This is a genomic window from Streptosporangium sp. NPDC053982, from assembly GCF_055585205.1.
Map to the genome: position 1 here is coordinate 55,559 of NZ_JBVJKQ010000002.1, position 26,516 is coordinate 82,074.

At 69.3% G+C, this 26,516-nt stretch carries 27 protein-coding genes; 10 read left to right on the forward strand and 17 right to left on the reverse strand.

Annotation, left to right across the window (positions count from 1 at the left end; translation table 11 throughout):
• The first annotated feature begins 22 nt into the window (after positions 1-22).
• From ACZ6W9_RS03045 to ACZ6W9_RS03055, 3 genes are read left to right on the forward strand one after another with little or no spacing between them, the layout of a single operon-like run.
• Positions 23-1,612 carry an AMP-binding protein gene (locus tag ACZ6W9_RS03045; RefSeq protein WP_389961742.1) on the forward strand — a complete coding sequence of 530 codons (1,590 nt, stop codon included), beginning with the start codon at positions 23-25 and terminating at the stop codon, positions 1,610-1,612.
• A gap of 3 nt (positions 1,613-1,615) precedes the next feature.
• Positions 1,616-2,569, forward strand: coding sequence for a TauD/TfdA family dioxygenase (locus ACZ6W9_RS03050; protein WP_362940388.1), 954 nt, complete (start codon positions 1,616-1,618; stop codon positions 2,567-2,569).
• Positions 2,569-3,291 (forward strand): class I SAM-dependent methyltransferase, encoded by a 723-nt coding sequence (locus ACZ6W9_RS03055; RefSeq protein WP_389961740.1) that lies wholly within the window; start codon positions 2,569-2,571, stop codon positions 3,289-3,291. Before ACZ6W9_RS03050 ends, ACZ6W9_RS03055 begins: the two co-directional genes overlap by 1 nt.
• Before the next feature lie 199 nt (positions 3,292-3,490).
• On the opposite strand, the gene ACZ6W9_RS03060 is transcribed toward ACZ6W9_RS03055, so the two are convergent.
• On the reverse strand, positions 3,491-4,186 hold the full coding sequence (locus ACZ6W9_RS03060) for a trimeric intracellular cation channel family protein (RefSeq protein ID WP_362940380.1): 696 nt from the start codon (positions 4,184-4,186) through the stop codon (positions 3,491-3,493).
• A 140-nt stretch (positions 4,187-4,326) separates the two neighbouring features.
• Between ACZ6W9_RS03060 and ACZ6W9_RS03065 the strand changes: the two genes are divergently transcribed.
• On the forward strand, positions 4,327-5,577 hold the full coding sequence (locus tag ACZ6W9_RS03065; protein WP_389961739.1) for an amidohydrolase: 1,251 nt from the start codon (positions 4,327-4,329) through the stop codon (positions 5,575-5,577).
• 144 nt (positions 5,578-5,721) lie between these two features.
• Here ACZ6W9_RS03065 and ACZ6W9_RS03070 read toward each other — a convergent pair whose 3' ends face one another.
• A complete protein-coding gene (locus ACZ6W9_RS03070) occupies positions 5,722-6,300 on the reverse strand; it encodes a TetR/AcrR family transcriptional regulator (RefSeq protein ID WP_470116629.1) in 579 nt (192 codons plus the stop codon).
• A 67-nt stretch (positions 6,301-6,367) separates the two neighbouring features.
• On the opposite strand from ACZ6W9_RS03070, the gene ACZ6W9_RS03075 reads away from it, so the two are divergent.
• Complete coding sequence (locus tag ACZ6W9_RS03075; RefSeq protein WP_389961735.1) at positions 6,368-7,156, forward strand: ABC transporter ATP-binding protein; 789 nt, start codon at positions 6,368-6,370, stop codon at positions 7,154-7,156.
• Complete coding sequence (locus ACZ6W9_RS03080; RefSeq protein WP_470116630.1) at positions 7,153-8,478, forward strand: FtsX-like permease family protein; 1,326 nt, start codon at positions 7,153-7,155, stop codon at positions 8,476-8,478. Before ACZ6W9_RS03075 ends, ACZ6W9_RS03080 begins: the two co-directional genes overlap by 4 nt.
• An 82-nt stretch (positions 8,479-8,560) precedes the next feature.
• Here ACZ6W9_RS03080 and ACZ6W9_RS03085 read toward each other — a convergent pair whose 3' ends face one another.
• The gene (locus ACZ6W9_RS03085; protein ID WP_470116631.1) at positions 8,561-9,472 is read right to left on the reverse strand and encodes an RNA polymerase sigma-70 factor; all 912 of its coding nucleotides are present in this window, start codon (positions 9,470-9,472) and stop codon (positions 8,561-8,563) included.
• A gap of 149 nt (positions 9,473-9,621) precedes the next feature.
• Positions 9,622-10,473, reverse strand: coding sequence for an SDR family NAD(P)-dependent oxidoreductase (locus ACZ6W9_RS03090; RefSeq protein WP_470116632.1), 852 nt, complete (start codon positions 10,471-10,473; stop codon positions 9,622-9,624).
• A gap of 321 nt (positions 10,474-10,794) precedes the next feature.
• On the opposite strand from ACZ6W9_RS03090, the gene ACZ6W9_RS03095 reads away from it, so the two are divergent.
• On the forward strand, positions 10,795-11,223 hold the full coding sequence (locus ACZ6W9_RS03095) for a DUF6463 family protein (RefSeq protein WP_470116633.1): 429 nt from the start codon (positions 10,795-10,797) through the stop codon (positions 11,221-11,223).
• A gap of 162 nt (positions 11,224-11,385) precedes the next feature.
• Here ACZ6W9_RS03095 and sigJ read toward each other — a convergent pair whose 3' ends face one another.
• Positions 11,386-12,327, reverse strand: a complete 942-nt coding sequence (gene sigJ / locus ACZ6W9_RS03100) for an RNA polymerase sigma factor SigJ (RefSeq protein ID WP_470116634.1) — start codon at positions 12,325-12,327, stop codon at positions 11,386-11,388.
• A gap of 113 nt (positions 12,328-12,440) precedes the next feature.
• Here sigJ and ACZ6W9_RS03105 point away from each other — a divergent pair, with 113 nt between their 5' ends.
• A complete protein-coding gene (locus tag ACZ6W9_RS03105) occupies positions 12,441-12,803 on the forward strand; it encodes a hypothetical protein (RefSeq protein WP_470116635.1) in 363 nt (120 codons plus the stop codon).
• Between the two features lie 35 nt (positions 12,804-12,838).
• On the opposite strand, the gene ACZ6W9_RS03110 is transcribed toward ACZ6W9_RS03105, so the two are convergent.
• The 4 genes from ACZ6W9_RS03110 to ACZ6W9_RS03125 all read right to left on the reverse strand — a co-directional run bounded on the left by ACZ6W9_RS03110 (position 12,839) and on the right by ACZ6W9_RS03125 (position 15,830).
• Entirely contained in the window at positions 12,839-13,633 is a 795-nt protein-coding gene (locus ACZ6W9_RS03110) for an ArsR/SmtB family transcription factor (RefSeq protein ID WP_389961722.1), read from the reverse strand.
• Between the two features lie 184 nt (positions 13,634-13,817).
• Positions 13,818-13,946 carry a hypothetical protein gene (locus ACZ6W9_RS03115; RefSeq protein WP_362940346.1) on the reverse strand — a complete coding sequence of 43 codons (129 nt, stop codon included), beginning with the start codon at positions 13,944-13,946 and terminating at the stop codon, positions 13,818-13,820.
• Positions 13,939-14,877 (reverse strand): SMP-30/gluconolactonase/LRE family protein, encoded by a 939-nt coding sequence (locus ACZ6W9_RS03120; protein ID WP_470116636.1) that lies wholly within the window; start codon positions 14,875-14,877, stop codon positions 13,939-13,941. The genes ACZ6W9_RS03115 and ACZ6W9_RS03120 overlap by 8 nt, the downstream gene beginning before the upstream one ends.
• 71 nt (positions 14,878-14,948) lie before the next feature.
• Entirely contained in the window at positions 14,949-15,830 is an 882-nt protein-coding gene (locus ACZ6W9_RS03125; RefSeq protein WP_470116637.1) for a helix-turn-helix domain-containing protein, read from the reverse strand.
• Positions 15,831-16,099: 269 nt separating this feature from the next.
• Between ACZ6W9_RS03125 and ACZ6W9_RS03130 the strand changes: the two genes are divergently transcribed.
• The gene (locus ACZ6W9_RS03130; RefSeq protein ID WP_389961715.1) at positions 16,100-16,636 is read left to right on the forward strand and encodes a hypothetical protein; all 537 of its coding nucleotides are present in this window, start codon (positions 16,100-16,102) and stop codon (positions 16,634-16,636) included.
• Positions 16,637-17,271: 635 nt separating this feature from the next.
• Here the strand turns inward: ACZ6W9_RS03130 and ACZ6W9_RS03135 are convergent.
• The gene (locus tag ACZ6W9_RS03135; RefSeq protein ID WP_389961713.1) at positions 17,272-17,799 is read right to left on the reverse strand and encodes a cupin domain-containing protein; all 528 of its coding nucleotides are present in this window, start codon (positions 17,797-17,799) and stop codon (positions 17,272-17,274) included.
• Positions 17,800-17,911: 112 nt separating this feature from the next.
• Between ACZ6W9_RS03135 and ACZ6W9_RS03140 the strand changes: the two genes are divergently transcribed.
• Entirely contained in the window at positions 17,912-18,556 is a 645-nt protein-coding gene (locus ACZ6W9_RS03140; RefSeq protein WP_389961711.1) for a TetR/AcrR family transcriptional regulator, read from the forward strand.
• A gap of 543 nt (positions 18,557-19,099) precedes the next feature.
• Here the strand turns inward: ACZ6W9_RS03140 and ACZ6W9_RS03145 are convergent.
• The 7 genes from ACZ6W9_RS03145 to ACZ6W9_RS03175 all read right to left on the reverse strand — a co-directional run bounded on the left by ACZ6W9_RS03145 (position 19,100) and on the right by ACZ6W9_RS03175 (position 26,515).
• On the reverse strand, positions 19,100-19,705 hold the full coding sequence (locus tag ACZ6W9_RS03145) for a hypothetical protein (RefSeq protein WP_470116638.1): 606 nt from the start codon (positions 19,703-19,705) through the stop codon (positions 19,100-19,102).
• 978 nt (positions 19,706-20,683) lie between these two features.
• Positions 20,684-21,346 (reverse strand): M15 family metallopeptidase, encoded by a 663-nt coding sequence (locus ACZ6W9_RS03150; RefSeq protein ID WP_470116639.1) that lies wholly within the window; start codon positions 21,344-21,346, stop codon positions 20,684-20,686.
• A 161-nt stretch (positions 21,347-21,507) separates the two neighbouring features.
• Complete coding sequence (locus tag ACZ6W9_RS03155) at positions 21,508-22,713, reverse strand: ABC transporter permease (RefSeq protein WP_389961705.1); 1,206 nt, start codon at positions 22,711-22,713, stop codon at positions 21,508-21,510.
• A complete protein-coding gene (locus ACZ6W9_RS03160; protein WP_389961703.1) occupies positions 22,710-23,399 on the reverse strand; it encodes an ABC transporter ATP-binding protein in 690 nt (229 codons plus the stop codon). Before ACZ6W9_RS03160 ends, ACZ6W9_RS03155 begins: the two co-directional genes overlap by 4 nt.
• A complete protein-coding gene (locus ACZ6W9_RS03165) occupies positions 23,396-24,511 on the reverse strand; it encodes an efflux RND transporter periplasmic adaptor subunit (protein WP_470116640.1) in 1,116 nt (371 codons plus the stop codon). The genes ACZ6W9_RS03160 and ACZ6W9_RS03165 overlap by 4 nt, the downstream gene beginning before the upstream one ends.
• On the reverse strand, positions 24,508-25,008 hold the full coding sequence (locus ACZ6W9_RS03170; RefSeq protein WP_389961699.1) for a hypothetical protein: 501 nt from the start codon (positions 25,006-25,008) through the stop codon (positions 24,508-24,510). The genes ACZ6W9_RS03165 and ACZ6W9_RS03170 overlap by 4 nt, the downstream gene beginning before the upstream one ends.
• A gap of 244 nt (positions 25,009-25,252) precedes the next feature.
• The gene (locus ACZ6W9_RS03175; RefSeq protein WP_389961697.1) at positions 25,253-26,515 is read right to left on the reverse strand and encodes an ATP-binding protein; all 1,263 of its coding nucleotides are present in this window, start codon (positions 26,513-26,515) and stop codon (positions 25,253-25,255) included.
• Between the last annotated feature and the right edge of the window lies 1 nt (position 26,516).

Consider the following 26,516-nt stretch of genomic DNA (forward strand, 5'->3'; position numbering starts at 1 on the left):
AACGCGTAGAAGGAGTCCGCTCATGCGTTGGCTTGACCATGCCCTCAACCGCCTCGGCTCACTGGAGAAAGTGGCCGTCGAGGAGATGAGGTCGTCCGGGCCGTCCCGCCCGTACACCTACGGGACCGTGCTCGGCGCGGCGATCCGTACCGGTGACGCGGTCGTCGCCGCGGCCGAGGGGCGGGACACCGGCAGCAGCACGATCGGCCTGCTCACCGGCAACGGCGTGGAGGGCGTCGTCGGTGACCTGGCCTGCCTGCTGACCGGCGTGCGGTCGGTGCCCATCCCGATCGCCTTCGGCCGGGACCAGGCCCGCCACCTGCTGTCGCACTCGATCGTCTGCCTGGTCGACGAGCAGGGGCGCAAGCGCCTGGCGGAGTGGGGCGGCGAGGAGAGGATCCTCCCCGAGGGGTGCGAGGTCATCACGATCACGGTCGGGGAGGACGGGTACGCCCCGGAGGAGATCGCCGCCAGGGTCCGGGCTGCGGCGACGCTGGACGAGTCCGCCATCTGCAAGATCGTCCACACGTCCGGCACGACCTCCACCCCGAAGGGCGTGATGCTCCGCCGCGGCGCGGTGGACGACCTGATCGACTCCGTCACCAGCCGGGTCGGCGTCGAGGCGTGGCAGCGCTACGTCTCCGTCGTGCCGACGAGCCTGCTGGTGGAGCAGGTCTTCGCCGTCTACCTGACCTTCCTCGCCGGCGGCACGGTCGTGTTCCTGCCCGAGGAGGCCAAGCCGCTGGGCACCGCCGGCGGTGACGTCGAGCAGGTCCGCGGGCTGCTCGCCGAGGCCCGGCCCACGGTGTCGCTGGTGCCGCCGTCCCTCGTGGAGTCCATCGCGGCGCACGCCAGGACCCTCCCGGACGCGACCACCCGCGAGCTGTCGCTGGCGGTGTACGGCAGGGAGGACCCGATGCTGCTGTTCAGCGGCGGCGCCCCGGTGTCCGACGAGGTCCTGCGCGTCATGTGGGACCGCGGCCTGCCGGTGTACGTCGCGTACGGCCTCAGCGAGAACGGCTCCGTCGCCACGCTCAACGGCCCCGGCCTCGTCCGGCTCGGCACCGTCGGCAAGCCCCTGCGCCACTGCGAGGTCAAACGGTCCGACGACGGCGAGCTCCTCATCCGCAGCTCGTCCCTGCTCACCGGCTATCTCGGGTCGGACGACCCGACCGCGCTCCCGCTGGACACGGAGGGCTGGCTGCACACCGGTGACATCGCCGACATCGACGACGACGGCTACGTCACCATCACCGGCAGGCTCAAGAACATCATCATCACCTCCAACGGGCGCAACGTCAGCCCGGAATGGGTCGAGGCGCAGTACAAGAGCCGGCCCGGCATCGAGGCCGCCGCCGTGTTCGGCGACAACATGGAGCGGCTGATCGCGGTCTTCGTCGTCAGCCGCGGCGCCGACACCGCCACCGCGCTCGCCGACGTGCGCCACGTCAACGCCGAGGTCCTCTCGGAGATCGAACAGGTCGGCAGCGCCGCGTTCGTCGAGGCCGACGAGACGTTCTACGCCGAGTTCTTCACCGTCACCGGACGCCCTCGCCGCAAAGAGATCAAGGAAGCACTCACCACCGGCCGTTTCGGCCTGACGGAGGTCTGAGAAATGCTGAGCGACTTCACCACCACCGACCACATCGACGGCAAGGGCCTGGTCGTCACCGCCGCCGACCGCGCCGGACTCGACACCGTCGACCGCGTCGAGCTGATGACCGCGCTGGCCGAACACGGCTACGTCCTCCTGCGCGGCTTCGACACCGACCCGGCCACCTTCTCCACGCTCATCCAGAGCGTCTCCTCGAAGATCACCCTGGACCCGGCGCGCAAGTTCGCCGGAGGCAACGTCGCGCAGAAGATCGAGGCGGGGCTGGTGCCCCAGGGCCTGCACGTGGAGAACGGCGCCACGCCGTGGGTGCCGGACCTGGTGTGGTTCTACTGCGAGACCCCGGCCAAGGTCGGCTCGCAGACCACCATCTGCGACGGGCTGCACGTGTGGGACCGGCTGCCGGCGCGCACCCAGGAGCTGTTCCTGTCCACCCGGATCACCTTCGCCAGGCCGATGCCCGAGGACAAGTGGAAGAACCTCGTCGTCCGCCTGCTCGACGGCGCCAAGACCGCCGACGAGGTCGTCTTCGACGACCTGCTCGCGGTGACCGACGACGACGTCGACGTCAAGTACCGGCTGCGCCCCGACGGCTCCGTCCACTACAAGTACTTCACCTACGCCGCGCACACCACGCTGTTCGGCGGGGACGTCGTGTTCACCAACAGCATCCTGACCCCGTCGGTCAACTACGAGCCCCCGGTGATCGAGTTCGAGGACGGCCGTCCCCTGGACGCCATGCTGATGCGCCAGATCATCGAGGCGACCGAACTGGAGACCGAGGAGATCGACTGGCACGCGGGTGACGTCGCGCTGGTCGACAACAGCCGGCTCATGCACGGCAGGCGCAGGATCCGCGACCCTCTCCGCTCCCTCTACAACGCCCAGAGCTACGCCAGGGAGGACGTCGTCGCCGCCGTCCGCGAGCGGGTGGCCCCCGTGGGCAGGGCGGCCTGATGCGGACCCAGTACGACGAGATCGGCCGATCCTACGAGCGGCTGAAGCGGGAGATGCCCCTGGCCAGGGGCCCCGAACGGGCCACTGTCGAGGCCCTGACCGGCGCGGTGGCGGGCAGGTCCGTGCTGGACCTGGCGTGCGGCACCGGTTGGTACAGCAGGATCATCGCCCGCGCCGGCGCGGCCTCGGTGCTGGGGGTGGACATCTCCGAGGAGATGGTCGCCGTCGCCGAGCACACCGAGGCCCGCGAGCCGCTCGGCATCTCCTACAAGGTCCACGACGCCCGGACGCTCGGGGCCGTCGGCCGGTTCGACCAGGTCAACGCGGTGTGGCTGCTGTGCTACGCCCGTGACCGGTCCGACCTCGCCGCCATGGCCGGCACCATCCACGACAACCTCGCCCCCGGGGGCGTCTACACCGGCCTGGAGATGAACCCGAACTTCGACTGGGACGGCCCCCTGGCCACCAAGTACGGCCTGACCCACCGGCCCGACGCGGACTTCCCCGGCGGAAAGGAGCTGACGGTCACAGCGCACGTGAACCCGCCCATCTCATTCCAGGCCTGCTTCTGGGAGGAGGAACCGGTGGTCACCGCCCTGCGCGACGCGGGGTTCCGCTCGGTGGAGATCGTTCCTCCGGTGCTGCCCGCCGACCGCGACGACCCGTTCTGGGATGACTTCCGGACCAACCCCGCCATCGTCGGCATCCGTGCGGTCAAGTAACGAAAGGAGCCCGTACGGTCGGGAAACGAAAATCGGGCCGCTCGGACGGCGGAAGGAGCGCCGGACGGAACGAAGATCGAAGCCCAGGTGAGGCGGCAACGCCTGACCTGGGCTTCTTCGCGCCGGGAGGGCGGTGGAGCCTGGGCCCGGACCCCTGACGTCCCGCCCGCGAAAGAACACGGACCGACTGCGTCCTCGTTCAGCCACCGTCGTCGTGACGCCGGTCGCGACGGCGGCGCACCGGACGGACGGCCTTGCCGAGGACGTCACGCGCCTCCCACTCCCTGCCGGCGGGCAGTTCCCACCCCCGCCGGTAGGCGACCAGCCGCAGCGCCGTACCCGCGACGACCCCCAGGGACGTGCCCACCACCATGGACACGCCGAACGCCGAGCAGACCACCTGCACCGCGGCGACCAGGGCGGCGACCGACGCGTACAGGCCGTTCCCTCCGAACACGACCGGAACGCGCTGCACCAGCAGGTCACGCGTGGCCCCGCCGCCGACCGCGGTGATGGTCCCCAGCAGGATCGCCGGGAGCCAGCCGAGCCCGGCGGCCAGCGTCCGCTGCGCCCCCGCGACGGCCCACACGCACAGCGCGATCGCGTCCAGCACATAGAAGAGCCGGTTCCATTCCCGCTCGGTGAACTTCAGCAGAAAAGCGACCCCGGCCCCGGCCAGCGCGATCGGGATGTAGAGGGGGTTGGTCAGGGCGAGCGGCGGCCCGTGCTGCAGCAGAACGTCACGGATCAGTCCGCCGCCCAGGCCGGACACCACCCCGATCACGACGTACCCGAACAGGTCCAGCTCCCGGCGGCGTGCCACCGAGCCGCCGAGCAGGCTGTTGATGAACACTCCGACCAGGTCCAGCACCGTCGTGATCGTCTCGACCCGCACAGGCAGGAAGCTTAGGGACGCTCCCGGAGAACCGGCGCCGGCCCGCTCACCGGCCGGCCGAACGTTTGCCGCCGTTTGGAGTAGTAGGGATTCATACCCGGAAAGCATCCCCCGCAGGGGAAGCTTGAGGGGAGCGGTCGATGTCCGTCGACACGGTGCTGGCCGGACTGGACGCCATCAGACCCGGCCTGGAGGCGTACTACCGTGACCTGCACGCCCATCCCGAGCTCGGGCACCAGGAGAGACGGACCTCGGCCCGGGTGGCCGAGCGGCTGCGGGCGTACGGCTACGACGTGCAGGACCAGGTCGGCGGCACCGGCGTGGTCGGCGTACTGGCCAACGGAGACGGGCCGGGCGTGCTGTTCCGCGCCGACATGGACGCCCTGCCGATCGAGGAGCGGACCGGCCTGCCGTACGCCAGCACGGCCACCGGCGACGACGGTCATCCGATCATGCACGCCTGCGGGCACGACACCCACGTCACCGCCCTGCTGGGCGCGGCCCGGCTGCTGTCGCGGGCCAGAGAAGCCTGGAAGGGCACGCACATCGCGCTGTTCCAACCGGCGGAGGAGCCGGGCGACGGCGCCCGCGGCATGATCGCCGACGGGCTGGCCGACCGGATTCCCAGACCCGACGTCTGCCTGGCCCAGCACGTGCTGCCCTACCCGGCGGGCCAGGTGCTCACCCGGCCGGGGTCCGCGCTGTCGGCCGCCGACGACTACCGCATCACCCTGTACGGCCGCTCGGCCCACGGCTCGTCTCCCGATCGGGGCATCGACCCGGTGGTGATGGCCTCGATGCTCGTGGTCCGCCTGCAGACGGTCGTCTCCCGCGAGGTCGGCCCGCTCACCCCGGTCGTGCTCACGGTGGGCAGCATCCACTCCGGAGCCAACCCCAACAACATCCCGGAGACGGCCGAGATCCAGCTGAACGTGCGCACCTACCGGGAGGACGTGCGGCAGCGCGTCAAGGACGCCATCGCACGTATCGCCCACGCCGAATGCGCCGCCTCGAACGCCCCCAAGCCCCCCGATATCGACCATTTCGGCGCCTTCCCCGCCACGATCAACGACGAGGACACCACCCGGAAGGTCGCGGCGTCCTTCGCCGCCTTCTTCGGCGACCGGGCCGGGGCCCTCGATCTCCAGACGGCCAGCGAGGACTTCAGCGAGATACCGAAGGCGCTCGGCGTGCCGTTCACGTACTGGGGCTTCGGCGGCACGGACCCCGCTCTGTACGCGAAGGCGGCCGCGGAGGGCACGATCGCCACCGATGTCCCCGGCAACCACAACGCCGCCTTCGCCCCGGTCATCCAGCCCACCCTGGACACCGGCGTGCAGGCGGCCGTGGTCTCGGCGCTGGCCTATCTGGGGGACGGCGCCGGCCGTTGAAGGGCCCGCGGGCTGAGACGTACTGCGGATCAGCACAATTTGCCTAGGGTTCCCAAAACGGTGCAAAAAGAAGCGCCTCGCTCTTCAGCGGCCCATGATCGCTGCCAGCGACGACGGCTGTCCGCCTCGCCAGGAGCCCCGCCGTCAGCGGCGGTCGCCGGAGCCGAGGCCGGCAGCGGCGAACCGCTCCGCCGTCGGCGCGTGTTCGGGGTCGGTGAGCCATTGCGCGGCGAGCCCGACGAGCAGGGCGAGATAGTGTGATCCGGCCGCGTAGACCGTTTCCGGATCACTGTCCGGCCCCAGGCCGGCGAACGCCCGCGCCAGCGAGGCCCTCGCGAGCTTCTGGCCGTCGGCGATCATCCCCCGGATCTCGTCGTCCTGCCGTACGGACGCGACGGATTCGAAGTTGACGAGCCACAGTGATCGATTGGCCTGGATCGAGTCGATGATCCGGCTCCACAGGTCCACCTGATCGCCGGGCCGGGACCGCGTCTCGCCGGCGGGGCCGGATTCCTCGAGCACCGTGAACAGCAGCTCGCCCCACTCCGTGTTGAGGTCGCGCAGAGCCCGCGTGAGCAGCTGCTCCTTGGACCCGAAGTGGTAGTTGATCGACGCCTGGTTCGCCCCCGACGCCGCGACCAGGTCCCGCACGGTCGTGTGCGCGTACCCCTTGGCCAGCAGGCAGTCCCGCGCCGCCAGCAGCAGCTTGTCCTTGGCACTCACATGCCCTACCGTATCAAATAAACATTCGTATGAAACGATCGTTTAAAACGATGCTTCAGGGGGCTCCATGACTCCGTACGCCACCGCCGCGTCCACGCCGCCCATACTGCGCATCCGCGCGCTCAGCTGCGAATATCCAGGGGAGGCCGGCCCCGTCCACGCCCTGCGCTCCGTCGACCTCGACGTCGCCCGGTCGTCCTTCCTGGCGATCATGGGGCCGTCGGGATCCGGTAAGACCACCCTCCTGCACTGCGCCGCCGGATTGCAGAATCCGACGTCGGGCTCCGTCGAGCTCGACGGCCAGGACCTTCGCGGGCTCGACCAGGCACAGCTCGCGCGGTTGCGCCGGCGCCGCATCGGATTCGTCTTCCAGTCGTTCAACCTTCTGCCCGCGCTCTCGGCCGTCGACAACATCGAACTCCCCCTGCGCCTCGACTCCCGGAAGACCGAATCCGCGCGCACGACTCGGCTGCTCACCCGCGTGGGGCTCGGCAACCGGGGCGGCCACCGCCCGCATCAGCTGTCGGGCGGCCAGAGGCAACGCGTCGCGGTCGCGCGAGCGTTGATCGCCGATCCCGACATCGTCTTCGCCGACGAGCCCACAGGCGCCCTCGACATCCGCAGCGCCAGGGAGGTCCTGCGACTGATGCGTGAACTCGCGGACCACGGCCAAACGATCATCATGGTCACACACGATCCGGTCGCCGCCTCCTACTCCGACGCCGTCCTCTTCCTCGCCGACGGCCGGATCGTCGACCACCTCCCGCGTCCCACCGCGCAGCAGGTCGCCGGCAGAATGGCCGTCCTGGTCGAGTCGGCGGAACAGGCCGTCCACGACGCGGCGGCGCACCGGTGATCAGGATCGCCGCGCGCTCTCTCGCGCATCACCGCACCTCCGCGGTCACCACCGGCCTGGTCGCGCTCGTCGGCACCGTCCTGGTGACGGGCATGATGTGCCTGCTCGGCACCGGGCTGGCCGCGAGCACGGTCGCCGCCGACCGCCCGTTCCTGGTGCAGTTCCCGCTCATCATGGGCGGCTGGGCGGTCTCGATCGTCCTGTTCGCCATGGTCTCGACGATCAGCGTCGCTCTCACGGGCCGCGCCGCGGAGATCGCGGGCATCCGTCTCATCGGCGCGAGCCCCCGGCAGGTGCAGCGGATGCTCGTCATCGAGACGGCGGCCGTCACGGCCATCACGGCGCTCCCGGGACTCGCCATCGGCTACCTCGTCGGCTGGATCGTCACACGGAGCATCCACTCCGCCGGACTCACCGACGCGGCCTCGGTCTTCGCACCCGGCGTGCTCCTCCCGGCCCTCGGTGTGCTCATCGTTCTGGCCGCGAGCGTACTCGCGGCATGGGTGGGCAGCCGCTCCCTCGCCCACCGCAGCCCGGTGGCCGATGCCTCCCCGCCCCCACGCCGCCGTACGGGACGGCATCCGGGACGGCGACGCCGGATCGCCGCGGCGATCACGATCGCCGCCGGTCTGACCTCATCGGCCGCGGTATTCGCCATGGATCCGGCCGACGTGCTCACCACCGCGATGACCGGGCCCGGCTGCGTGCTCGTCGCCGTCGGTCTGTGCGTCCTCGCCCCGGAGCTCATCGCCACGGCGAACACCACGCTCAACGCCCTCCGCTCAGCACACGCCGCCGCCCCCTCCCATCTGGCCGCGATCAACCTCTCCGCGGCCCCGGACCGGATGCGACCGGCCGTGACCTTCCTGACCCTCTTCGTCAGCGTCGCCGCGGGCACCCTCAGCATGCAGGGCATCGAGAACGGCGCCGGCATGGCGAACAGCACGGCCCAGGTCCTCGCCACGATCAACTACTTCGTCGTCGCCCTGATCGCGGCGTTCATGGCCATCGCCCTCACCAACAACCTCGTCGCCTCCATCACCCAGCGCCGCCCGGAGTTCGCGGTCATGTCCCTCATCGGCTCGACCGACGCCCAAACGCAGCGGATGCTCGTACGCGAGGTCGGTGCGGCCACCGCCGTCAGCGTCATCGCCGGAAGCACGGGAGCGTTCATCACCGTCCTGCCCTTCGCCATCGTCAAAACCGGTGATCCCCTGCAGGCGGCGGCGCCCCTGCCCTACGCGGTCACCATCGTGATCGGGGTCGGCGTCACCTTCGGCGTCACCTCTCTCGTCGGGAGGCGCTCCATCCGCACGGCGTGAGGTCCCGGCAGGCAGGAGTGGCGGCCCCGCCCTCCTCCGATCACACATGCCCGACGAACCGCACGGAGCACGGCGGCCCGCATCAACGCGATACCGGTCGCACAGCCGGGTCCAGGTCCTCCCGCGTCCACGGTCGCAGCTTCTCCGGGTTGCGGACGTAGTAGAGGCCGGTGATGCGGGCGTCCTCGACACGGATCGTGACGACGCCGTCGATCTCGCCGTCCACGCGGATGAGGAGCGCCGGGCCGCCGTTGACCACGATGGGCTCACCGGTGAGCGAGACCTCGTTCTTGCCGATGCCGCCGACGATGAAGCGGGCGACCTTGCCGGCGCTGACGACGGGCCGCGGCGCGGCCTGCCTGAGGCCGCCGCCGTCGCTCACCAGGACGACGTCGGGGGCGAGCACGTCGAGCAGGCCCCGCAGGTCCCCGGATTCCAGCGCCTTCCGGAACGACTCCAGGACCGCCCTGGTCTCTCCGGAGGAGACCGCTTCACGAGGACGGCGGGCGTCGACGTGCCGGCGGGCCCGGTAGGCGATCTGGCGGACGGCGGCGGGGCTCTTGCCGACGGCGGCCGCGATCTCGTCGTAGCCGACGTCGAACGCCTCATGCAGCACGAAGACGGCGCGTTCGGTCGGCGACAGCGTCTCCAGCACGAGCATGAGCGCCATCGACATGCTCTCGGCGAGTTCGACGTCCTCGGCCACGTCCGGCGCGGTGAGCAGCGGCTCGGGCAGCCAGGGGCCGACATACGCCTCCTTGCGGCTCCTCATGCTGCGCAGCCGGTTGAGCGACTGCCGGGTGGTGATCCGGATCAGGTAGGCGCGCCGGTCGCGCACCCGCGCCAGGTCGGCCCTGACCCATCGCAGCCAGGTCTCCTGGAGGACGTCCTCGGCGTCGGCCGCCGAGCCGAGCATCTCGTAGGCGACGGTGAACAGCAGGTTGCGGTGGGCGAGGAAGGTCTCGGTCGCCTCGTCGGCGGCATGGTCGCTCATGTCTCGGTCCTTCTCCTCGGTGGCCGGCCCCGGCGGCCGGGGACGTCCGGACGCGCGTCCGCGGCGGGGTCCTTCATTCGATCCGGACGCGCGTCCGCGGCGGGGTCCTTCACTCGATCCGCCCCACCGCCCGGCGCGCCGGACCGGTGTCAGCGATCGCTCTGGTCGCGGTCGCCGTGAGCCTCCGCCGACAGGTCCTGCCAGTCGTCCCAGGTTCTGAGCCGGTCCGCGTAGGCCTGCTGGATCACCGGGTAGAAGCCCCGGCCGAAGAGCACCCGCAGGGGCGGGTTGCCGGAGTCGACGAGCTTCAGGAGCGCCTGGGCCGCGGTGGCCGGGTCACCGGCGGGCTGCTTCCCGGTGAACGCGCCGAGACGCCGGCGCAGACCGTCGTAGGCCGGATCGGTCTCGGCCATGTGGCCGTTGGCCAGCGGGTCGGGGTTCCTGCCGTCCCTGGTGGCGAAGCCGCCGGGCTCGACGATGGTCACCTTGACGCCGAAGTCGGCGACCTCGCCGGCGAGGGCCTCGTTCAGACCCTCCAGGGCCCACTTGGAGGCGTGGTACGCGCCGCCGAGCGGCATGGCGATGACCCCGGCCGCCGAGGACAGCTGGATGATGTGTCCCGAACGCTGCTCACGCAGGTACGGCAGCGCGGCCTGGACCACCCACACCGCGCCGAACAGGTTGGTCTCCATCTGGTCGCGCAGTTCCCGCTCGGTCAGCTCCTCGACCGCGCCGACCTGGGCGTAGCCCGCGTTGTTGACGATGACGTCGAGCCGGCCGAAGTGCTCCCTGGCCCGCTTCACACCCTCGAAGACGGCGGCCCTGTCGGTCACGTCCATCGCGAGCGGGAGCACCGCCTCGTCGTAGGCCGCGACCAGCCCCTCCAGGCTCGCGGGGTTCCGGGCGGTCGCGGCCACCCTGTCACCGCGGGACAGCGCGGCCTCGACGAACTCACGGCCGAGGCCGCGCGACGAACCGGTGACGAACCAGACCTTGCTCATGATGTCTTTTCCGTTCTTCGCGTGGTGCGGCGTTCCGGGACCGGCGCCGCCTTCCTGCTGTTCCACCCCCTAGGACACGCGACCCGGCGAAGACATAACACCCATTGAATGTGACCTGTGTCTCTCCTGCCTCCACGGCGCGGCCTACGGCGTCCGTGCGCGTGCGCGCGGGTCTTCCTGGAGGAACGGCCTCCGTCATCGACCGGCGGGCCTGGCTGCGGCGGTGGGCGCCGCACCCGTGCTCCGCTCCCCGGAGCGAGGGAGCCACACCCCTCCCGCGGGGGAATACGCCGGGACCGCCGCCTGGAGAGACTGGCCACCATGAGCACCGCACCCGTCACCCGCCCGTCTGAACCGTCCGCGTCCCCGAGCCTGCTCACCGTATGGGCCGGCCGGACCATGATCCTGATCGCCGCGCTGCACACCGTCGTATTCGTCCGTCTCGCCCCCTGGGGTGACTGGCTCGCCGGGAGCCTCCGCGACCGTTCCGCGGACAGCGACTCGGTGGCGACGTTCTGGGCGCTGCCCGGCGGGTTCGTCGTGGTGCTGATCCTGCTGGGACTGCTGGTGTCACGGGCGGGCCGGCGGGGGCAGCACGTCCCCGGGTACGTCGGATGGGTGATCCTCGTCTGGGCGGCGCTGGCCGTCGGCCTGATCGGACCGAGTGGCTTCCTTTTCGCGATCATCCCCGCCGGACTGCTCATCGCGGCGGACATCACCGCCAGGCGAAGCCCCCGCAGCCGGTCCTGAACGAGTCCCACCGCCTCCCGGGACCAAGGCGTCCCCCAACGCGGGAATCGATCCGGGCTGCATGGACGGCCGGTGAGACACCGAGGTACGGCGGGCATGCGCCGAGCCCGCCCTTCCGATCCCGACATGTCCGATGAACCGCACGGAGCACGGCGGTCCGCGTCAACGCGACGCCGATCGCACCGCCGGGTCCAGACCCTCCCGCGTCCACGGTCGCAGCTTCTCCGGGTTGCGGACCACCCAGATCCGGGTGACGCGGCCGTCGGCGACGTCGAACGAGGCCACGGTCGTGACGACGCCCGCGACCCGGGCCACCAGGCCCGGCGTGCCGTTGACCGACCGCTCCAGGAGTTCGAGCCCCGGAGCCCTGCCGGCGATGGCGGCCATGTACCGGGCGATGCGCGCGCCGCCTTCGATCGGATGCGGAACGGTGCCGGCCCTGCCGCCGCCGTCGGCGGTCATCACGGCGGCCGGGTCGAGGAGGCTGACGAGGGCCGCGATGTCCTTCGTCTCCCATGCCTGCTTGACGCGCCGCACCACGTCGGCCCGCCCGGCCGCCGTCACCGGGGCGCGCGCGTCCTCCGCCCGCCGCCGGGCGGAGGACGCCAGCTGTTTGCAAGCCGAAGGGGTCCGGCCGAGGACGGCGGCGATCTCGGCGAAGGGGTAACGGAAGACGTCGTGCAGGACGAACGCCACGCGCTCGGCGGGCGTCATCGACTCCAGGACGACGAGGAAGGCCATGGTCACCGACTCGTCCAGGACCATCTGATCGGCGGGGTCGCCGGGGTTGCCGAGGCCGGCGCCGTACCCCTGCCCGGCGCGGTCGGGCAGCGGCTCGGGCAGCCACGCGCCGACATAGCGTTCACGCCGGGCCCGCGCCGAGCCGAGCGCGTCCAGGCAGACGCGGCCGGTCACCGTCGTCAGCCAGGCGCCGGGGGACACGATCTCCTCCCGCCGGCTCCGCGGCAGCGCGTACCAGCGCGCGTAGGCCTCCTGTACGGCGTCCTCGGCCTCGGCCAGCGAACCGAGCAGCCGGTAGGCGACGTTGATCAGCCGGCGCCGCTCACCGGCCGTCTCGTCGGTGCCCGTCCCGGTCGTCACCATGCTCCCGGCCGCCTTCCCGCCTTACCTTTCGCAGGCCCCCGTCGTCAGATCGGTGAGACCTTATCGATCCACCGCCCCCGGGGGCGGAACAGGGGGCCCGTGACATGGCCGGCATGACCACCCAGGCGACGGCACGACGCCGCTTCTCGTTTCTGCGGATCGCGATCGCCCTGCAGACCCTGACCATCTTCCTGCAGGCGGTCTCCGCCGGGCTGCTGCTGACCGCGCCCTACGGAGAGGCCCTGCACAGCGCCGGAGCCCGCGTCATGTACGGGGCGTCGGTGCTGTACGTGCTCGCGGCGGTGCTGGCGTGGAAGCCGGGCGGCGGCTCGCCCCGGCCCGTCCTGCACGCGTCCGGCTTCCTCGTCCTCGCCTCCGCCCAGGTTCTGCTCGGCATCATGCACGTGCCGTCGGTCCATCTCCCCCTGGGCGTCCTAATGTTCGGGCTGAGCGTGCTGGCGCTGGTGCGGCGCTGAGTCCTCCAGCGGAGTCTCCGGCCCCGGCAGGGAGGTCACGCGTCGGCCGGCAGCGGTTCACCGGTCTCCAGCAGTGACTTCAGGCTCGCCACCACGTTCGGCCAGCCGTGGCTGAGCATCTCGACCATGCTCGATCCGGCCTCGAAGCCGTCGTGCACGACGGTGAGCTTCACGACCTGCCCGGAAACCTCCTCAAGCGTGAAGGTGACCTTCGAGCGGGCTTCGCCGGACAACCGGGCGAGCGTCTCCTCATCCCAGCCGAAGCGCTTGGCGAGTTCCGGGGTGACGGAGTGCCAGGTGTAGGAGAGCCGGTTGTAGGGATCGGCCTCCAGCACGACCTGCTCCGGGTCTTCGATCACCACGCCGTGGTTGTCCCAGGTCATCGGCGAGCCGGTGGACCAGTCCGTGATGAACTCCGTGGCCCAGTAGCGGCGGGTGAAGGCGGGCTCGGTCAGCGCCTGCCAGAGCTTCTGCGGGGTGGTGCGGATGTAGGTGGTGTAGACGAAGGTCGGCGCGTCCATCGGGGGCTCCTCCAGGGCGAGTTTCAGATCCGCCAGGGCTTGGACCCTGGCCCGGTCGTAACGGCTGATCCACCGGTGGGCGATCTCGTGCACGGGCGCGGCGTTGAGGTAGTGCAGCTTCTCCCGGCCCCGCCGCACGGTGGTGACGAGCCCGGCCTCCTCCAGTACCGCGAGGTGCTTGCTGACGGACTGTCTGGCCATGTCGAGCCCGGCGCACAGCTCGCGCAGCGTCTGCCCGTTGCGGGCGTTGAGCGAGTCGAGCAGCGCGCGCCGGCTCGGATCGGCCAGTGCCTTGAACACCTCGTCCATGCCCGCCCTCGTATCCGGGTCGCCGTCCGCCGATATGCAGCCTTTCGGCTGCCTATAAATTAGGCAGCCATATGGTTGCCTGTCAAGGCGGGTGACCACGATGGGCGGGCGCGCTCAAGGACATGGGCGCCTTCGCCGGTCCCGCCGTCCCGCCGCGAACGGCGGGACGGCACGGACGGCACGGTCAGTGGCGGCTGAAGGGTGCCCACTCCCTGACCGGCAGGTCCGGGAAGAAGTCCCTGGTAGGCGTGATCGGGCCGTGGGTCTCCTCGACGCGGGTGACGGTGACGTCGCCGAGCTTGATCTCATGCATGGGGCGCTCCGATGGTGGCCAGGATCAGGTTGGGGTCGGTGCCGGTGAGGTAGGCGGCGCTGAGCACGTAGAGGGTCCGGCCGCGCACCGCCACCGAGGTGGGGTTCTGGAGTCCGGCGGTGAGAAGGGTCACGGCACGGCCGTCCGTGTCGATGCGCACCACCTTGTTCGGGGCGTTGAGGGCCGCGATGACCTGGTCGTCCCCGTCGCGGGTGAAGGCGATGTCATCGATGCCGACCAGGCCGGTGGCCTTGACCTGGACGGGTCCGGGGCGGCCCTGTCCGATCGGAATCCTGAGCAGGGTGCCCTGGTCGAGATTGGTGGCCCAGACCGCGCCGTGCCGTACCTTGATGCCGTTGGCGCCGAGGAATCCGGCCGCGGCGAGCTCCGGTGCCGACGACCAGGTCCGGGCGGGGCCGCCGTGCAGGGGCACCGTGGAGATGGAGCCGAGGACCGAGTCGGTGAGGTAGAAGGTCTCCGCCGGTTCGTCGTAGGCCAGGCCGTTGGGCAGGCCGTTCGCCGGGAGCGCGGCGATGCGCTGCGGTCCCCCGCCGGGGCGCAGCCGGTAAAGGCCGGTGGTCGCGGCGTCGCCGCTGGCGTACAGGAAATAGAGCGTGCCGTCGGCGGTGCGGACGATGCCGGTGGTCAGGGCGAACCCGAGGGCCGGTGCGCCGCCGTCAGCCGGGGCGGGGAGGGTCGCCAGGATCCGGACCGTGCCTTTCGGGCTGATCGCGGCGACCTGGCGGGCGGCGGCGAAGGTGACATAGGCCGTGCCGTCCGGGGAGAGGGCGATGTTCTCCGGCTGCCGGCCCTTCGTCACGTCGAAGTGCACCGCTATCCGGGACGTCGCCGCGTCCGAAGGGGATGACGGGGATACGGTCGTCAGGCCGATTCCGGCGGCGATCGCGAGGGCGAGCAATCTGGTGCGCATACCTGGTCCTGTCTGAATGAGGGCGTGCGACATCGGGCGCTCCGGTCGAAGCGCCTGGGGAACGTGCGGGGTCAGCTGGTGATTCGGGTGCGCCGGGACGACCGACCCGTCAGGGCGCTGTGGACGAGCAGCGTCATCGCGGAGTGCGAGGGCGAGCCGGGTTCGGTGGTGGCGACGACCACCGTCTGGTCATCGGTGGTCCGAAGGGTCTGCTGGGTCACTCGCATGGCGCCCACCAGCGGGTGCCGCATCTCGTAGACCGTGTCGCCTCCGGTCTTGACGCGGTGGTCGGCCCACATCGTGACGAACTCCGCGCTCTTGACCGTCAGCTCTCCGACCAGCGAAGTCAGCAGTGGGTCGTCCGGATGACGGCCGGAGGCCATGCGCAGGGTCGCCACGACGCCCCGTGCCTTCGCGGGCCAGTCGGTGTACAGGTCGCGGGTGTGCGCGTCCAGGAACACCAGGCGAGCCATGTTGGGCCGCTGCCGGGGTGTCTCCGGACCCTCCGGGGCCAGATGGCCGGCGTACAGGGCATGGCCCGGCGTGTTCCACGCCAGCACGTCACCGCTCCGGCCGAGCACCAGCACGGGCACGTCACCGAGCACCGCGACCAGTTGACGTGTCGCGGGGCTGACCCGTTCGGCCGCGGCACGGCGTACGGTGCCCCGGCGGCGGCCACCGGCGGCCAGTTCATGCAGGTGCAGGCGCTCCGCGTCGTCCAGGCGCAGGGCTCGGGCCAGCGCGTCGAGTACGTCGGGCGAGGCGTTGGACGCCTGGCCCTGCTCCAGCCGTGAGTAGTACGACGCGCTCACGCCCGCCAGCAGTGCCAGTTCCTCCCGACGCAGCCCGGGGACCCGGCGCCGGTCACCGTAGGTGGCCACCCCCACGTCCTCGGGTCGCAGCTGAGAGCGCCTTGTCTGAAGGAACGCCCCGAGCTGTCGTCTGCTGTTCATGGCTCACAGTATTCGCGACCGGTTCGCGGGCCAGCCACACTCTGCCAGGGATAGGCACGGTAGGAGCAGGCTCATCTCGTCGACATGCAGCCCTTCGGCTGCCTTGCCCCGCCTCGTCGAGCACGCAGCGCACGCGCGCCCACGGGTCAGCAGAGGAATCCCTGGACCGGACCCGGCGGCTCGGCCACGATGAGGACATGACCGGAAGGGGATCGGCGCGGCCGTCGGCAGCGGGCGGAGGAGCAGGCTCGCGACTGAACTGGACGGCGGTGAGCGCTCTGGCGGGTGCGATCGCCACCGTGATCGCACTGGTCGCCTACCTGATGCCGCCGGCCCCGACTCCGCAGCCCCAGCCCGGCACGGTGGTTCCCACTCCGGTCCCGCAGTCATCGTCACCGGATCCGGTCACCGCCCGGCATGAACCGCCGGCCTCGAGGTCATCGCCCGAGTCCAGCGCGCCCCAGCCACCGCGCCCCACGCGGGCGGCCCCGGTCTCCACCCCGCTGCTGCCGGCGGCCCGGCCCGGCGGCTGCGACGAGGCGGCGACGGCGCTGACCGCGTACAGCCGCAACGCCGGGACCGTCCGCAGCAGCCAGGCGGCCGCGGCCCAGCAGACGTACCGCGACCTGATGGGCGCGGCCCTCGACGCGCAGGGGGTGGTGGGGGCGAAGATCAGTCGGCTGGCCGCCGAGTTCCAGGAGCTGAACTTCCGCCTGACCGGCATGACCGGCGGCGACCCCGACCAGGTGATCGCGGATATCAACACGGACGTCGCGGAGCTCGACAGGCTGTGCGGATCCACCTGACCTGACGACACGTCACCACCCGGACCGATAATCGAAATCCAGGGGAGGAGACAATTCCCGACCCGAACTTCTTCGTGTCGTGAGGGTGGTGGAGCCCAGGAGATCCGAACTCCTGACATCCTGCCTGCAAAGACGCATGCCATTCTTGCCCGACCTGCGAATGCACAGCTCACGGCACTGGCCGTATTCCCTGCGACTTCCCGATGTTCCCCGCGGTATTCTCACTGAGACGGTCTCCGGAATTGCGCCGCGCCTCACCGCATGGGTACGGCTTGCCGTAGGCGATCGGGCACGATGCCGGGGATGCTGGACAGCACCGGAGACCGTCACCACCCTTTGCCCCAGGGAGATAGGGCGACCCAGAAACCTGTGGATTAAAAGTAGTCGATTCGATCAAGGACAGAGGCCTTGACCTTTGAGAATGGTGTCTTTGGGCGTCCGTCGAGTTCCGCTGTCATTCGCTCTCTTGGCTGTACTCGTGGCTGTACAGCCAAGAATTCTGAGCCGCTGCCTGTCAGTCGACTCGCACGGCGAACGGACCGAGGCCGTCGGTCGGCCGATAGCCCTCACGTTGGTAGAACCGGACTGCCTCCGGTTGCGCCGTGCCGGTGGCCGTCGCCGGTCGCCCGGTGGGGTCAGCTCGCGAGACCACCCTGATGCCCGGTCAGAAATTCTTCGGGGATCATCTCGTCGGCGGCCAGCGGCGGCCTGAGCACCGTCTGACCGGTGGCCGCGGCAGCCGCCGCCATATCAGCCGGCGTGATCTGCCAGCCGTACGGCTTGGGACGAGACAGGTCCCAACCGGCCGCCCGGAAGAAGTTCTCGGTTCCGGCCGGTGTGCACACGGCGAGCATGTCGACGACCTCGGACGTGAACCGGTACGCGTGAGGGAGCCTGCGCGGCAGGAATGCGACCCCACCTTCGGAAAGCTCGAAGCGCTTGTCGCCGACCCAGAAGATGCCGCTGCCGCTCAGAAGCACGATCACCTCGTCCTCGTCGGCGTGGACATGCACCGGCGACGCCGATCCTCCCGCCGCGTCGGACCGAATCATCGCCAACTGGCCGTCGGTCTTCGCGCCGTCGAGCAGTATGCGCATGACGCCACCGCCGAGCCACTCCAACTGCTCGTGGTCGGCGGCTCGCGCCACATACGGCAGGCTCATCTCAACCTCATCACTCGGCATCACTCGGCGCCGGGCTGGCGCCGATGTGACGCTATTGAATAGAGGATCCTCTAGTCAAGTTAGTGCACTGCGGATATAAGGTCTGAACATCATGGGAGGTCGATATCACTCACCGCGGCGCGAGGACGCTGCCGCTGAGACACGCGCGGCGATCCTGGCGTGCGCCCGCGAGCTGTTCCTCGAACGCGGCTACGGCGCCACCACGGTGCCCGAGATCGCCCGCGCCGCACAGGTGGCCACGCAGACGGTCTACACGAGCGCCGGCGGCAAGGCGGCGATGTTCGCGGAGCTGCTGCGACCGGCCATCAACGACCCGGCAGCCGCGGCCGCCGGCACCGCGGCGCGGTCGGCCGACGATCCGGTACAGGTGCTGACCCTGTGCGCGCGGGCCGCCCGCCACGGTCAGGAACGATACTGGGACCTCATCTACAAGCTGATGCGATATCCGCCTGACGAGGCGCTGGCCCAGCAGGCGATCGCCAACATCACGGCCAAATGCCTGGAGGCGCTCACCGCGATCGCGCGCCGGCTGTGGGAACTCAACGGCCTCCGGCCTGAGATCACCGTTACCGACGCGGTGGACGTGCTGTGGTTCCACTTCGGCCAGAACGCCTGGTGCAGTCTGGTCGGCGACCGCGGCTGGACCTTCGATCGAGCCGAACGATGGCTGCTGCGCGCGGCCGGCCATGAACTGCTGACCGAGTCGCACGTGGCGATGCTGGACGGTCCTGCGTAGGCACCGTCACCCGACCATCCCGCTCCGTCATCGCAGCCGGGTCGGCGGGTGTCAATCGTCACTGTCTCGGCGCCCACGCCCGGACCCTCAATCGAGCTCGCCGGGGCTCAAGTCCGCGCTCGGGGAACTTCCGTTGCCCTCTGACACGCACTGATCGTACAGATCTTGCTCAGGACTCAAGACCCAGCGGCGAGACCCCGGTTCATGGGGTGGATCATCCCAGCGGGAGATGAGGTGAGCCCGATGCGCGTCCCGTGGGAGCAGCCACACATAGGCGAGATGATCAGGGCGGGAGCACATGACAGCCACTGTCGCCGTGGCTGTACTTTGCTGCTGTACAAGATCAAAAAGGCCACTTCCTGATCTTGGGAAATGGCCTCTGATGTGGGGTGGAGCCCAGAAGATTCGAACTCCTGACATCCTGCTTGCAAAGCACCTCGGGTGGGGGCGGGGCCATGGCGAATACCCGCTCCCACCTGCGCATATGGTCCACGGCGATCCGTGGTCGTCCGGCATCGTCCGTGGTCGTCGTCACTCAGCTGGTCACCCAGGGCTGGCGCTCTCGGCGCGCTCTTTCGGCTCCTCCGCCCAGACGTTCCGGCCGTTGGTCCACAGCTCGGAGGCGTGGTAGCCGAACCGGTCGAACAAGCCGTCATCCTGGTAGCGGCGCAGGTGCAGCATCGGCGAATCATGCCCGACCAGCTTCGCCAGGTGCGGCGTCACCAGCATCTCGGAATCGAACCGGAAGACGCTCATGGCGATGTGCTCGTCACTGAACCTCGCCTCGATGCCGGGCACCCTGCGAACCTGCTCGATCTCGGACAGGGTGATCCGGATACGAGTGGAGACGGTCAGCGGGACGTTCTCCACCTCCTCACGGCGACGGGTGACCTCACTGTCCGGGTCACCGACCAGGAAGCGGACCTTGCAGCCCTGCTCGGCCTTGCGCTTGAGGATCTTGGCGAGGTTGGGGTGTTCCAGCCACAGGAAGTAATTGGTGTACCCGGCGAACACGATCTCGTTGCGGGCCGACGTGATCAGACCACGCCAGACGGACTTGGGGCAGGCCGACCGGTAAGGGTAGACGGTCAAGATCTCCCTGTCGGGACCGGTCTTCACGGTGTTGCGGATCGCCTCTGGCCACAGCACTGCCGAATCAACTCCCAAGATCTCAGCGGCGGCCCACTGGTGTCGGAGATGCGGGATGCGTGTCTCGTCCTGCAACCAGCGTGCCACAGTCTTGACGTCCACCCCGCAATGATCCGCGAGGCGCTGGTCGTTCACTTTTGCGTCCAGCATTGCGCGGCGCAAAGCGACATTAGCCACTGTTCACCTCATGGAATCGAGGACGTCAGGGACGTTTTCGACTCTAATATTGAAGCGTCCTAGACGTCTCTGGAATGAGGTGGGTACGTCACTCCCGCCGAATGACTCTTAATCCATGTCGGCTCCCGTGATTCTGGAAGATCTTCAGGCGGTCTTCCCCGGCTGGTGCATCTGGCGAAGTTTCGAAGGCCGATTGTGGGCTACCCGGAATGGCCGGCACCTCACGGATGAAGAGGTAAGCCGTGGTCTCTGTCAGACGATCGATGCCGACAACGTTCCCGAACTCGCTCAGCAGCTCCGTGGCCAGGAGGGCTTGGAGCCATGAACGCAATGCCCGTGGGCACACCCGTCGGCGTTGGAGGCGGCTCAGCTGCGAGTTCCCGGCGGGCGATTCCCTGGTGACCACCGTGCTCAGTGACGCCCTGGTGGTGATGGAGCCCCGGCGTTCCCCCCGCGGGATCCATCGGCGTCACTGCTGACGGTGCGGCGGCGCGGTCTCTTCCCCGTGCCCGCGCCGCCGCACCCGTCTCGCGACGCCGTGATCAGGTCAGCCATGTCGCAGGCGGGATGATCAGGCTTCCAGCTCAGTAACCTGCGGCCCTGGCACTCCGCACGGTGATCACCCCTGATTCGGAATCCCTCGCTGGAAGCACATCTTCGCGTCCTGTGATCGTGATGTTGACCGGAGGCCTTGCCGTCACGCCGGCCTTTCGGGGTCACCACTGACCTCGTCCTCAATGAGCCCTCCGGCGGCTTGGGCACGAGCCGGTTGGGAGCCTGTCCCCGGACAGCGCGGCCGGGCTATCCGTTGCTCGCGTCGGAGCGCATCTCGGGGCAGACACCTCGGGGCGTCGTGGCGAGTTCGAAGTGCCACATCTCATTCGCGTAGATCTGACATAGCCCGTAGTCGGTCCCGTGCTGGCTGAGCCAGCTGTCCGCGTCGGTCGGACCGATGTCCACCGCATCGCCGGTGACGTGGTGCGACTGTTCGGGGGTGCCGACGTAACGGCGGGCCTCGCGCTCGCTGCCGTATTCGACGACTGCTTCGTCGAACAACCGCTGCTGGTACACCTTGCTCCGCCAGCCGGCCGTCAGGAACATGTCGATGCCGTCGTCGGCCGCGTCATCCGCCGCCTGCCGTACGGCGTGCAGGAGCTTCGGGTTCAAGCTTGCGATCGCGGGCTGCCCGGTGTCGTGGGGGGAAAGGCGCCCGCCGTCCGGAATGACTCCGTCCTTGAGGCCGACGGTATGGTCGGTGCTCCCCCGCGGGACGGAAGTACCTGAGCTGTCCGAGGGTGAAGCGGTGTCCGCCCATCGGGTACCGAAGACGAATGCCGCCGAACCGAGACCGATGATGACGGTGATCGCCGATACGGCGATGAGCATGCGCTTGAGCCGCTTCCCACGCGCGACGGCGGGGTTCCGGCGGATCAGGGTGGGGCGTGTACCGAATTCCTCATCCATGAGAGATCCCATTTCTGATCGGCGTCGGGGGCGGATACCTGCGTTCGGCGGACCGAATCGCATGGCGATGAAATTCGCTTGACCCTGGAAACGGAGGGACGCGATGCGTCCACTCCATTTCTCCGCATTTCGGTTGGAGCGGGTTCCTGCCGATGGTGCGATCAACCGTTCAGGGCGACCGTTGGAGGCGTCTTCGACGCCCGGATCGCCGGGTAGAGGCCGGCGACTGCTCCGATCAGCATGGTCGCGCCGATGCCACCGGCGAACACGACGGGAGGCACCGAGATGGGCCAGCCGTTCGTCACGGCGAACACCGCGATGACTCCGAACCCGATGGCCGTCCCGGCAAGCCCGCCGAGCGTGGACAGCAGGAGGGCTTCGGCAAGGAACTGGGTCCGAATGTGTCCTTGGGTGGCGCCGAGAGCACGCCGCAGCCCGATCTCCTTGCGACGTTCGAGGACGGAGATCACCATTGTGTTGGCGACGCCGATCCCTCCGACGAGCAGCGCGACGGAGCCCAGCCCGATCAGAAGGCCGGTGAATGCGAGGTCCGCGGCGTTCTTCGCCGCCAGAGCGTCGGAGGGCCGCGAAACGCTCACACCCTCGGGATTCTCCGGGTTCACGGTGCGAGGCAGGAGCTTGCGCACTGTTTCCACCTCCGCGTCGGCCGAGCGCTCGAAAATGGTGGTCGGTTTGCCGTCCCAGTCGAACCGCGCGGCGGCGAACGCCTCACCGATGAACGCGGAGGTGTCCAGTTCCGGGACGAGAGGCAGGGCGTCGAGTATCCCGATGACCGTGAACCGGGTGTCGCCGAGCCAGATCTGGCTTCCCGGACTCACGATGCCGAGCCGATCGGCGGAGATGCTGCCGAGCACGACGGTGGGGTAGTTCGCGGTCGCCTTGGTGAGCCATGCTCCTTGGCGGAGCGTACCGTCGAGGAGGCCGAGGAGATGCGGGTCGGCGGCCTGCACGACGAGGCCACTGGACTTGTCCGCGTCGATGAGCCGGCTCCTGTACACCTTGACGTCCGGCAACGTCGCGATCGCTCCGGCGATCGAGACCCCTCGGATCAGCCTGACCTTACCGGTGGATTCGGCGGGCAGAGTGGTGTCCTGGCCCGTGAGCGACGTACCCGGCTGGACGGTGAGCAGGTTCGTGCCCAGCGACGCCAGCTGGGCGTCCAGCTTCGCCCGGCTCGAGGTGGAGATGCCCACGACGGCGATCATCGCTGCGATGCCGATCGCGATGCCGAGCGCGGAGAGGACGACCCGGGTGGGCCGTGATCTCAGCCCCGATACGCCCAACCGGTAGACATCGGAGCGGAGCAGGCGCGACCGGCGTATCTCGGTCTGGTTGCCACGACTCATGCCGAAGCTTCCTGATCGTCATCGACGACGCGACCGTCGCGGATGGTGATTCGTCTCGGAACCTGTTCGGCGAGCTGCACATCGTGCGTGATCACGAGGATGGTGGTGCCCATGGCGTTGAGCTCGTGGAGCAACTCCATCACGCTCGCGCCGGAGCGCTGGTCGAGGTTGCCAGTGGGCTCGTCCGCCAGCAGCAGCGTCGGATCGGACACCGTCGCCCGGGCGATGGCGACGCGCTGCCGTTCGCCGCCGGACATCTGGTGGGGCTTGTGGTCGAGGCGGTGTGCCAGGCCGACGCGAGTAAGGCTCGCCGCCGCCCGGCGCCGCCGCTCGGCGCGGGATGTTCCCGTGTAGATGAGACCGTCCGCGACGTTGTCGAGCGCGCTGACCCCGTCCGTGAGATGGAACTGCTGGAAGACGAACCCGATTCGGTACGCGCGCAGCGCCGAGAGTGCCGCGTCGCTCATCGTGTCGACGTCATGGCCGTCGATGGTCGTACGTCCACTCGTGGGCCGGTCGAGGGTACCGATGATGTTGAGCAGGCTCGACTTGCCCGAGCCGCTGGGGCCGACGATGGCGGCGAATTCGCCGCGAGTGACCGACAACGACACATGGTCGACCGCTCGCACCGGTGGACTGCCGTGATCGCGGACCACCTGATCGAGTTCGATGACGGAATCACTCATAGGGTCGGGACCACGACTTTCTGCCCCGCGTCGAGTCCGTTGCCGGTCACTTCCACGGAGCCGCCGGCGAACAGTCCGGTCTTCACCGCGACCGCCTGGGTCGTCACGGCGTCGCGAACCACCTCGACGCCGTACCCGCCGTCAGGCAGGGCGATGAGAGCGGCGACGGGCACGGTCAAGACGTCTTTGCGACTGGCGGTGGGGAAATCGATCGACACCGAGACCTCTTGGAGGGAACCGGCGGCGGCAGGACGGTCGAGGGTGATGTCCACCGGGACGATGATCTTCTTGTCGCTGCCGTCTTCCCGTTGCCTGGGAGCGCCGACTTTGGAGACGGTGCCGGTCGTCGCCTTGCCGCCGGGCAGGTTCACGGTCACCTTGCCGCGCACCTTGGCGACGGCCCGGTTCGCCGCCTTGAGCTCGGCAGTAACGATCTTTGTGAGCCCCGACAGTTTCGCCACAGCGGTACCCGCTGCGACCTGGTCGCCGAGGTGCACCACGGTCTCCGCGACACGCACTTCGCGTGGGGCGAAGAGGATCTGCCCGTGCTTGATCGACCCGGTCTCCTTCATGCCGATGGCATCCTGCCAGCGCAGGATCGCGACCTTCGTGTACCAGTCGAAATGGGCGTCGGGCCTCCCGGCGAAGTGGCCCAGGGTTTTGAGGTTCCGCTCCAGTTGCCGCACATCCGGCCCGTTGCTCATGCCGCTCTCAAAGGACCGCCACGCGGGAAGCCTGCCGCGCAGCAACACCACTGGCTGGTTGTCGATCGAGTGCAGCACACCGCCGGGCTTCACCTTGCCGCCTTCCCGCGGTAGGCGGGTGATGGTGCCGGCGCGGCCGGCGACGAGCCGACCCGACGCGCCGTAGCTCAGCGATCCGGGCGAGGTAATGGTCTCTCGAAGCGTCCTCCGTTCCACGACAGCGGTGTTCGCCACGTGTTTCCGCTCGATCTCCTCGGCAGCGCCGCCCCCGGACCGGCTCACCGTCAAGGTCGCGACCGCGCCGACGGCGATGGCGGCGAGGGATGCGATCACCGGCAGCCACGTGCGGCCATGTCCCCGCGGCACAGGCCCATCTCCTGACTTTCCGGAGGAATGCTCGGACGTCATTCGCCGTAGCACTCCTTCAAGCCGTCCTGCGAGACGCCATCAGGCACCTCGACCTGGGCGGCCTCCCCGGGGGCAGGATCTTTGACGTTGTACCCGTGGTCGCGGAGGCACTGGAGGGTCTTGAGCTCCTTCTCCTTTGCTTCTTCGTCGGACATGGCGGGCTGGTCGTCAGCGGCCGTCGGCGGCTTGCCGATCTTCTTGATACAGGCTTCCCTCGCTACCTCGTACGCGTCCTGCCGGTCACCGAAGTCGATTTTTCCGGCCTCCTTCGGAAGCTCGAAGCCCTTGTCGCTCAGGCACGACCGAAACTTGGCCTCCCATTCGGTGTATTTCTGGTCGGCCGTACCGGCGGAATCGGAATCAGACGCGGCACCCGACGAGTTGTTCGGCGTGCCGCTCGACTCGTCGGCGTTACCGCAACCGGCCAGCAGGCCCGCGAGGCAGGCGAAGGCCGCGAGTGCGACGCGAGTACGAGGTAGGTGAAGTGTGCTCGGCATGGTCTTCTTTCGTTGCCAGGGTCGACCTGCGATCGGAACGAGTGGTGGGCAGAGCACATGGAAAGCTCTCGCTCCGAGAGGTCGGTACGCCGCGGTAGCGCACGTCAGCCACCATGCGCGGTGCGGTTGTCCGCGCTGTCACGGTCGCGTATCCGCGGCCGCTTGGACAGGTATCGGGTGTGTGTCAGCCCTCGGCCGCGGATCGCCCGGCTTTCAGCGGTCTTCGGGGAGCATCAGACATGTATCAGCCCTCGGAGCTGGCATCGCCCCGCAGGTGAAGCGTGGCGACCGCGCCGCCGTCCGGAGCGTTGGCGAAGGCGAGCCCGGCGCCGATCACCTGGGCCTGGCCAAGGGCGATGATGAGGCCCAGGCCGTGGCCCCGGCCGCGTTCGGCCGCACCGGTGCGGAAGCGCTGCGGTCCGTCCGCCAGCAGCTCGTCGGGGAATCCGGGGCCGTGGTCGCGTACGACGATCACCGTGCCGTTCACGATGACCTCGACCGGAGAGCGTCCGTGGCGGTGGGCGTTGATGATCAGGTTGGCGATGATCCGGTCGAGGCGCCGCGAATCGGTGTCGGTAACCGGATCACCGGCCACCGTTAGCTGGACCTGCAGCCCCGTCCGGCCTACGGACTCCTCGACGACCCGGCCCAGCGGCACCCGAGCGCTATCGGCCCGCTCCACGCCCGCGTCGAGGCGGGAGATCTCCAGCAGGTCCTCCACCAGCGTCCGCAGCACCCGCACCCGACCTCTGACCAGCTCGGTCACCTCGCTCTCCGGGAGCAGTTCGGCCGAGGTGACCAGGCCCATCAGCGGGGTACGCAGCTCATGGGCGACATCGGCGGTGAAGCGCTGTTCACTGAGCAGCCGGTCCCGCAAACTGTCGGCCATCGAGTCGACGGTGGCCGAGATATCGGTGATCTCGTCGCCGCCCCGGCCGCCCACCATGCTCCGGGCATCCAGGTCGCCTTCCGCGATACGCCGCGCGGTCCGGGCCACCCTCCTCAGCCGCCGGTTGGGCAACTCGGCGACCAACGCCGCCAGGGGCACGACAATGGCGAGCACAGCCAGCGAGGCCATCACGATGTGCCGGTCCAGGGCCCGTAGACTGCGCATCTCGGCCCCCATGTCGATCTTCACAGCCAGCGCTTGGCCGTCGACTGGCTGCATCGCCCACATCCAGGGGATGTCCGGCCGACGATCGTCGTACCAGGTGATGTACTGCCCGGCGCTCCCGGCCTGCTGGAGCAGTACGGGCGGAATCTCTGCGGGATCCGCATCAGCCGACGTCCTGCCCGTACGCCGGTAGCCGTCCACCTCGACCAGTAGTTTGCTGAAAGCCCGATCCCTGCCCAGGGTCATGGAACGCTCAAAGGTGCTCTGGTGGACCAGCACCCCGAGGGCCAGCGCGACCGCGCAGGACGCCATGGCCACCAGCGCGGCGATCTTCCAGCGTAGCGACCTCCAGTTCAGCAGCCCACGTGCCGCCCGGGCGATGGTGTGTCCCACC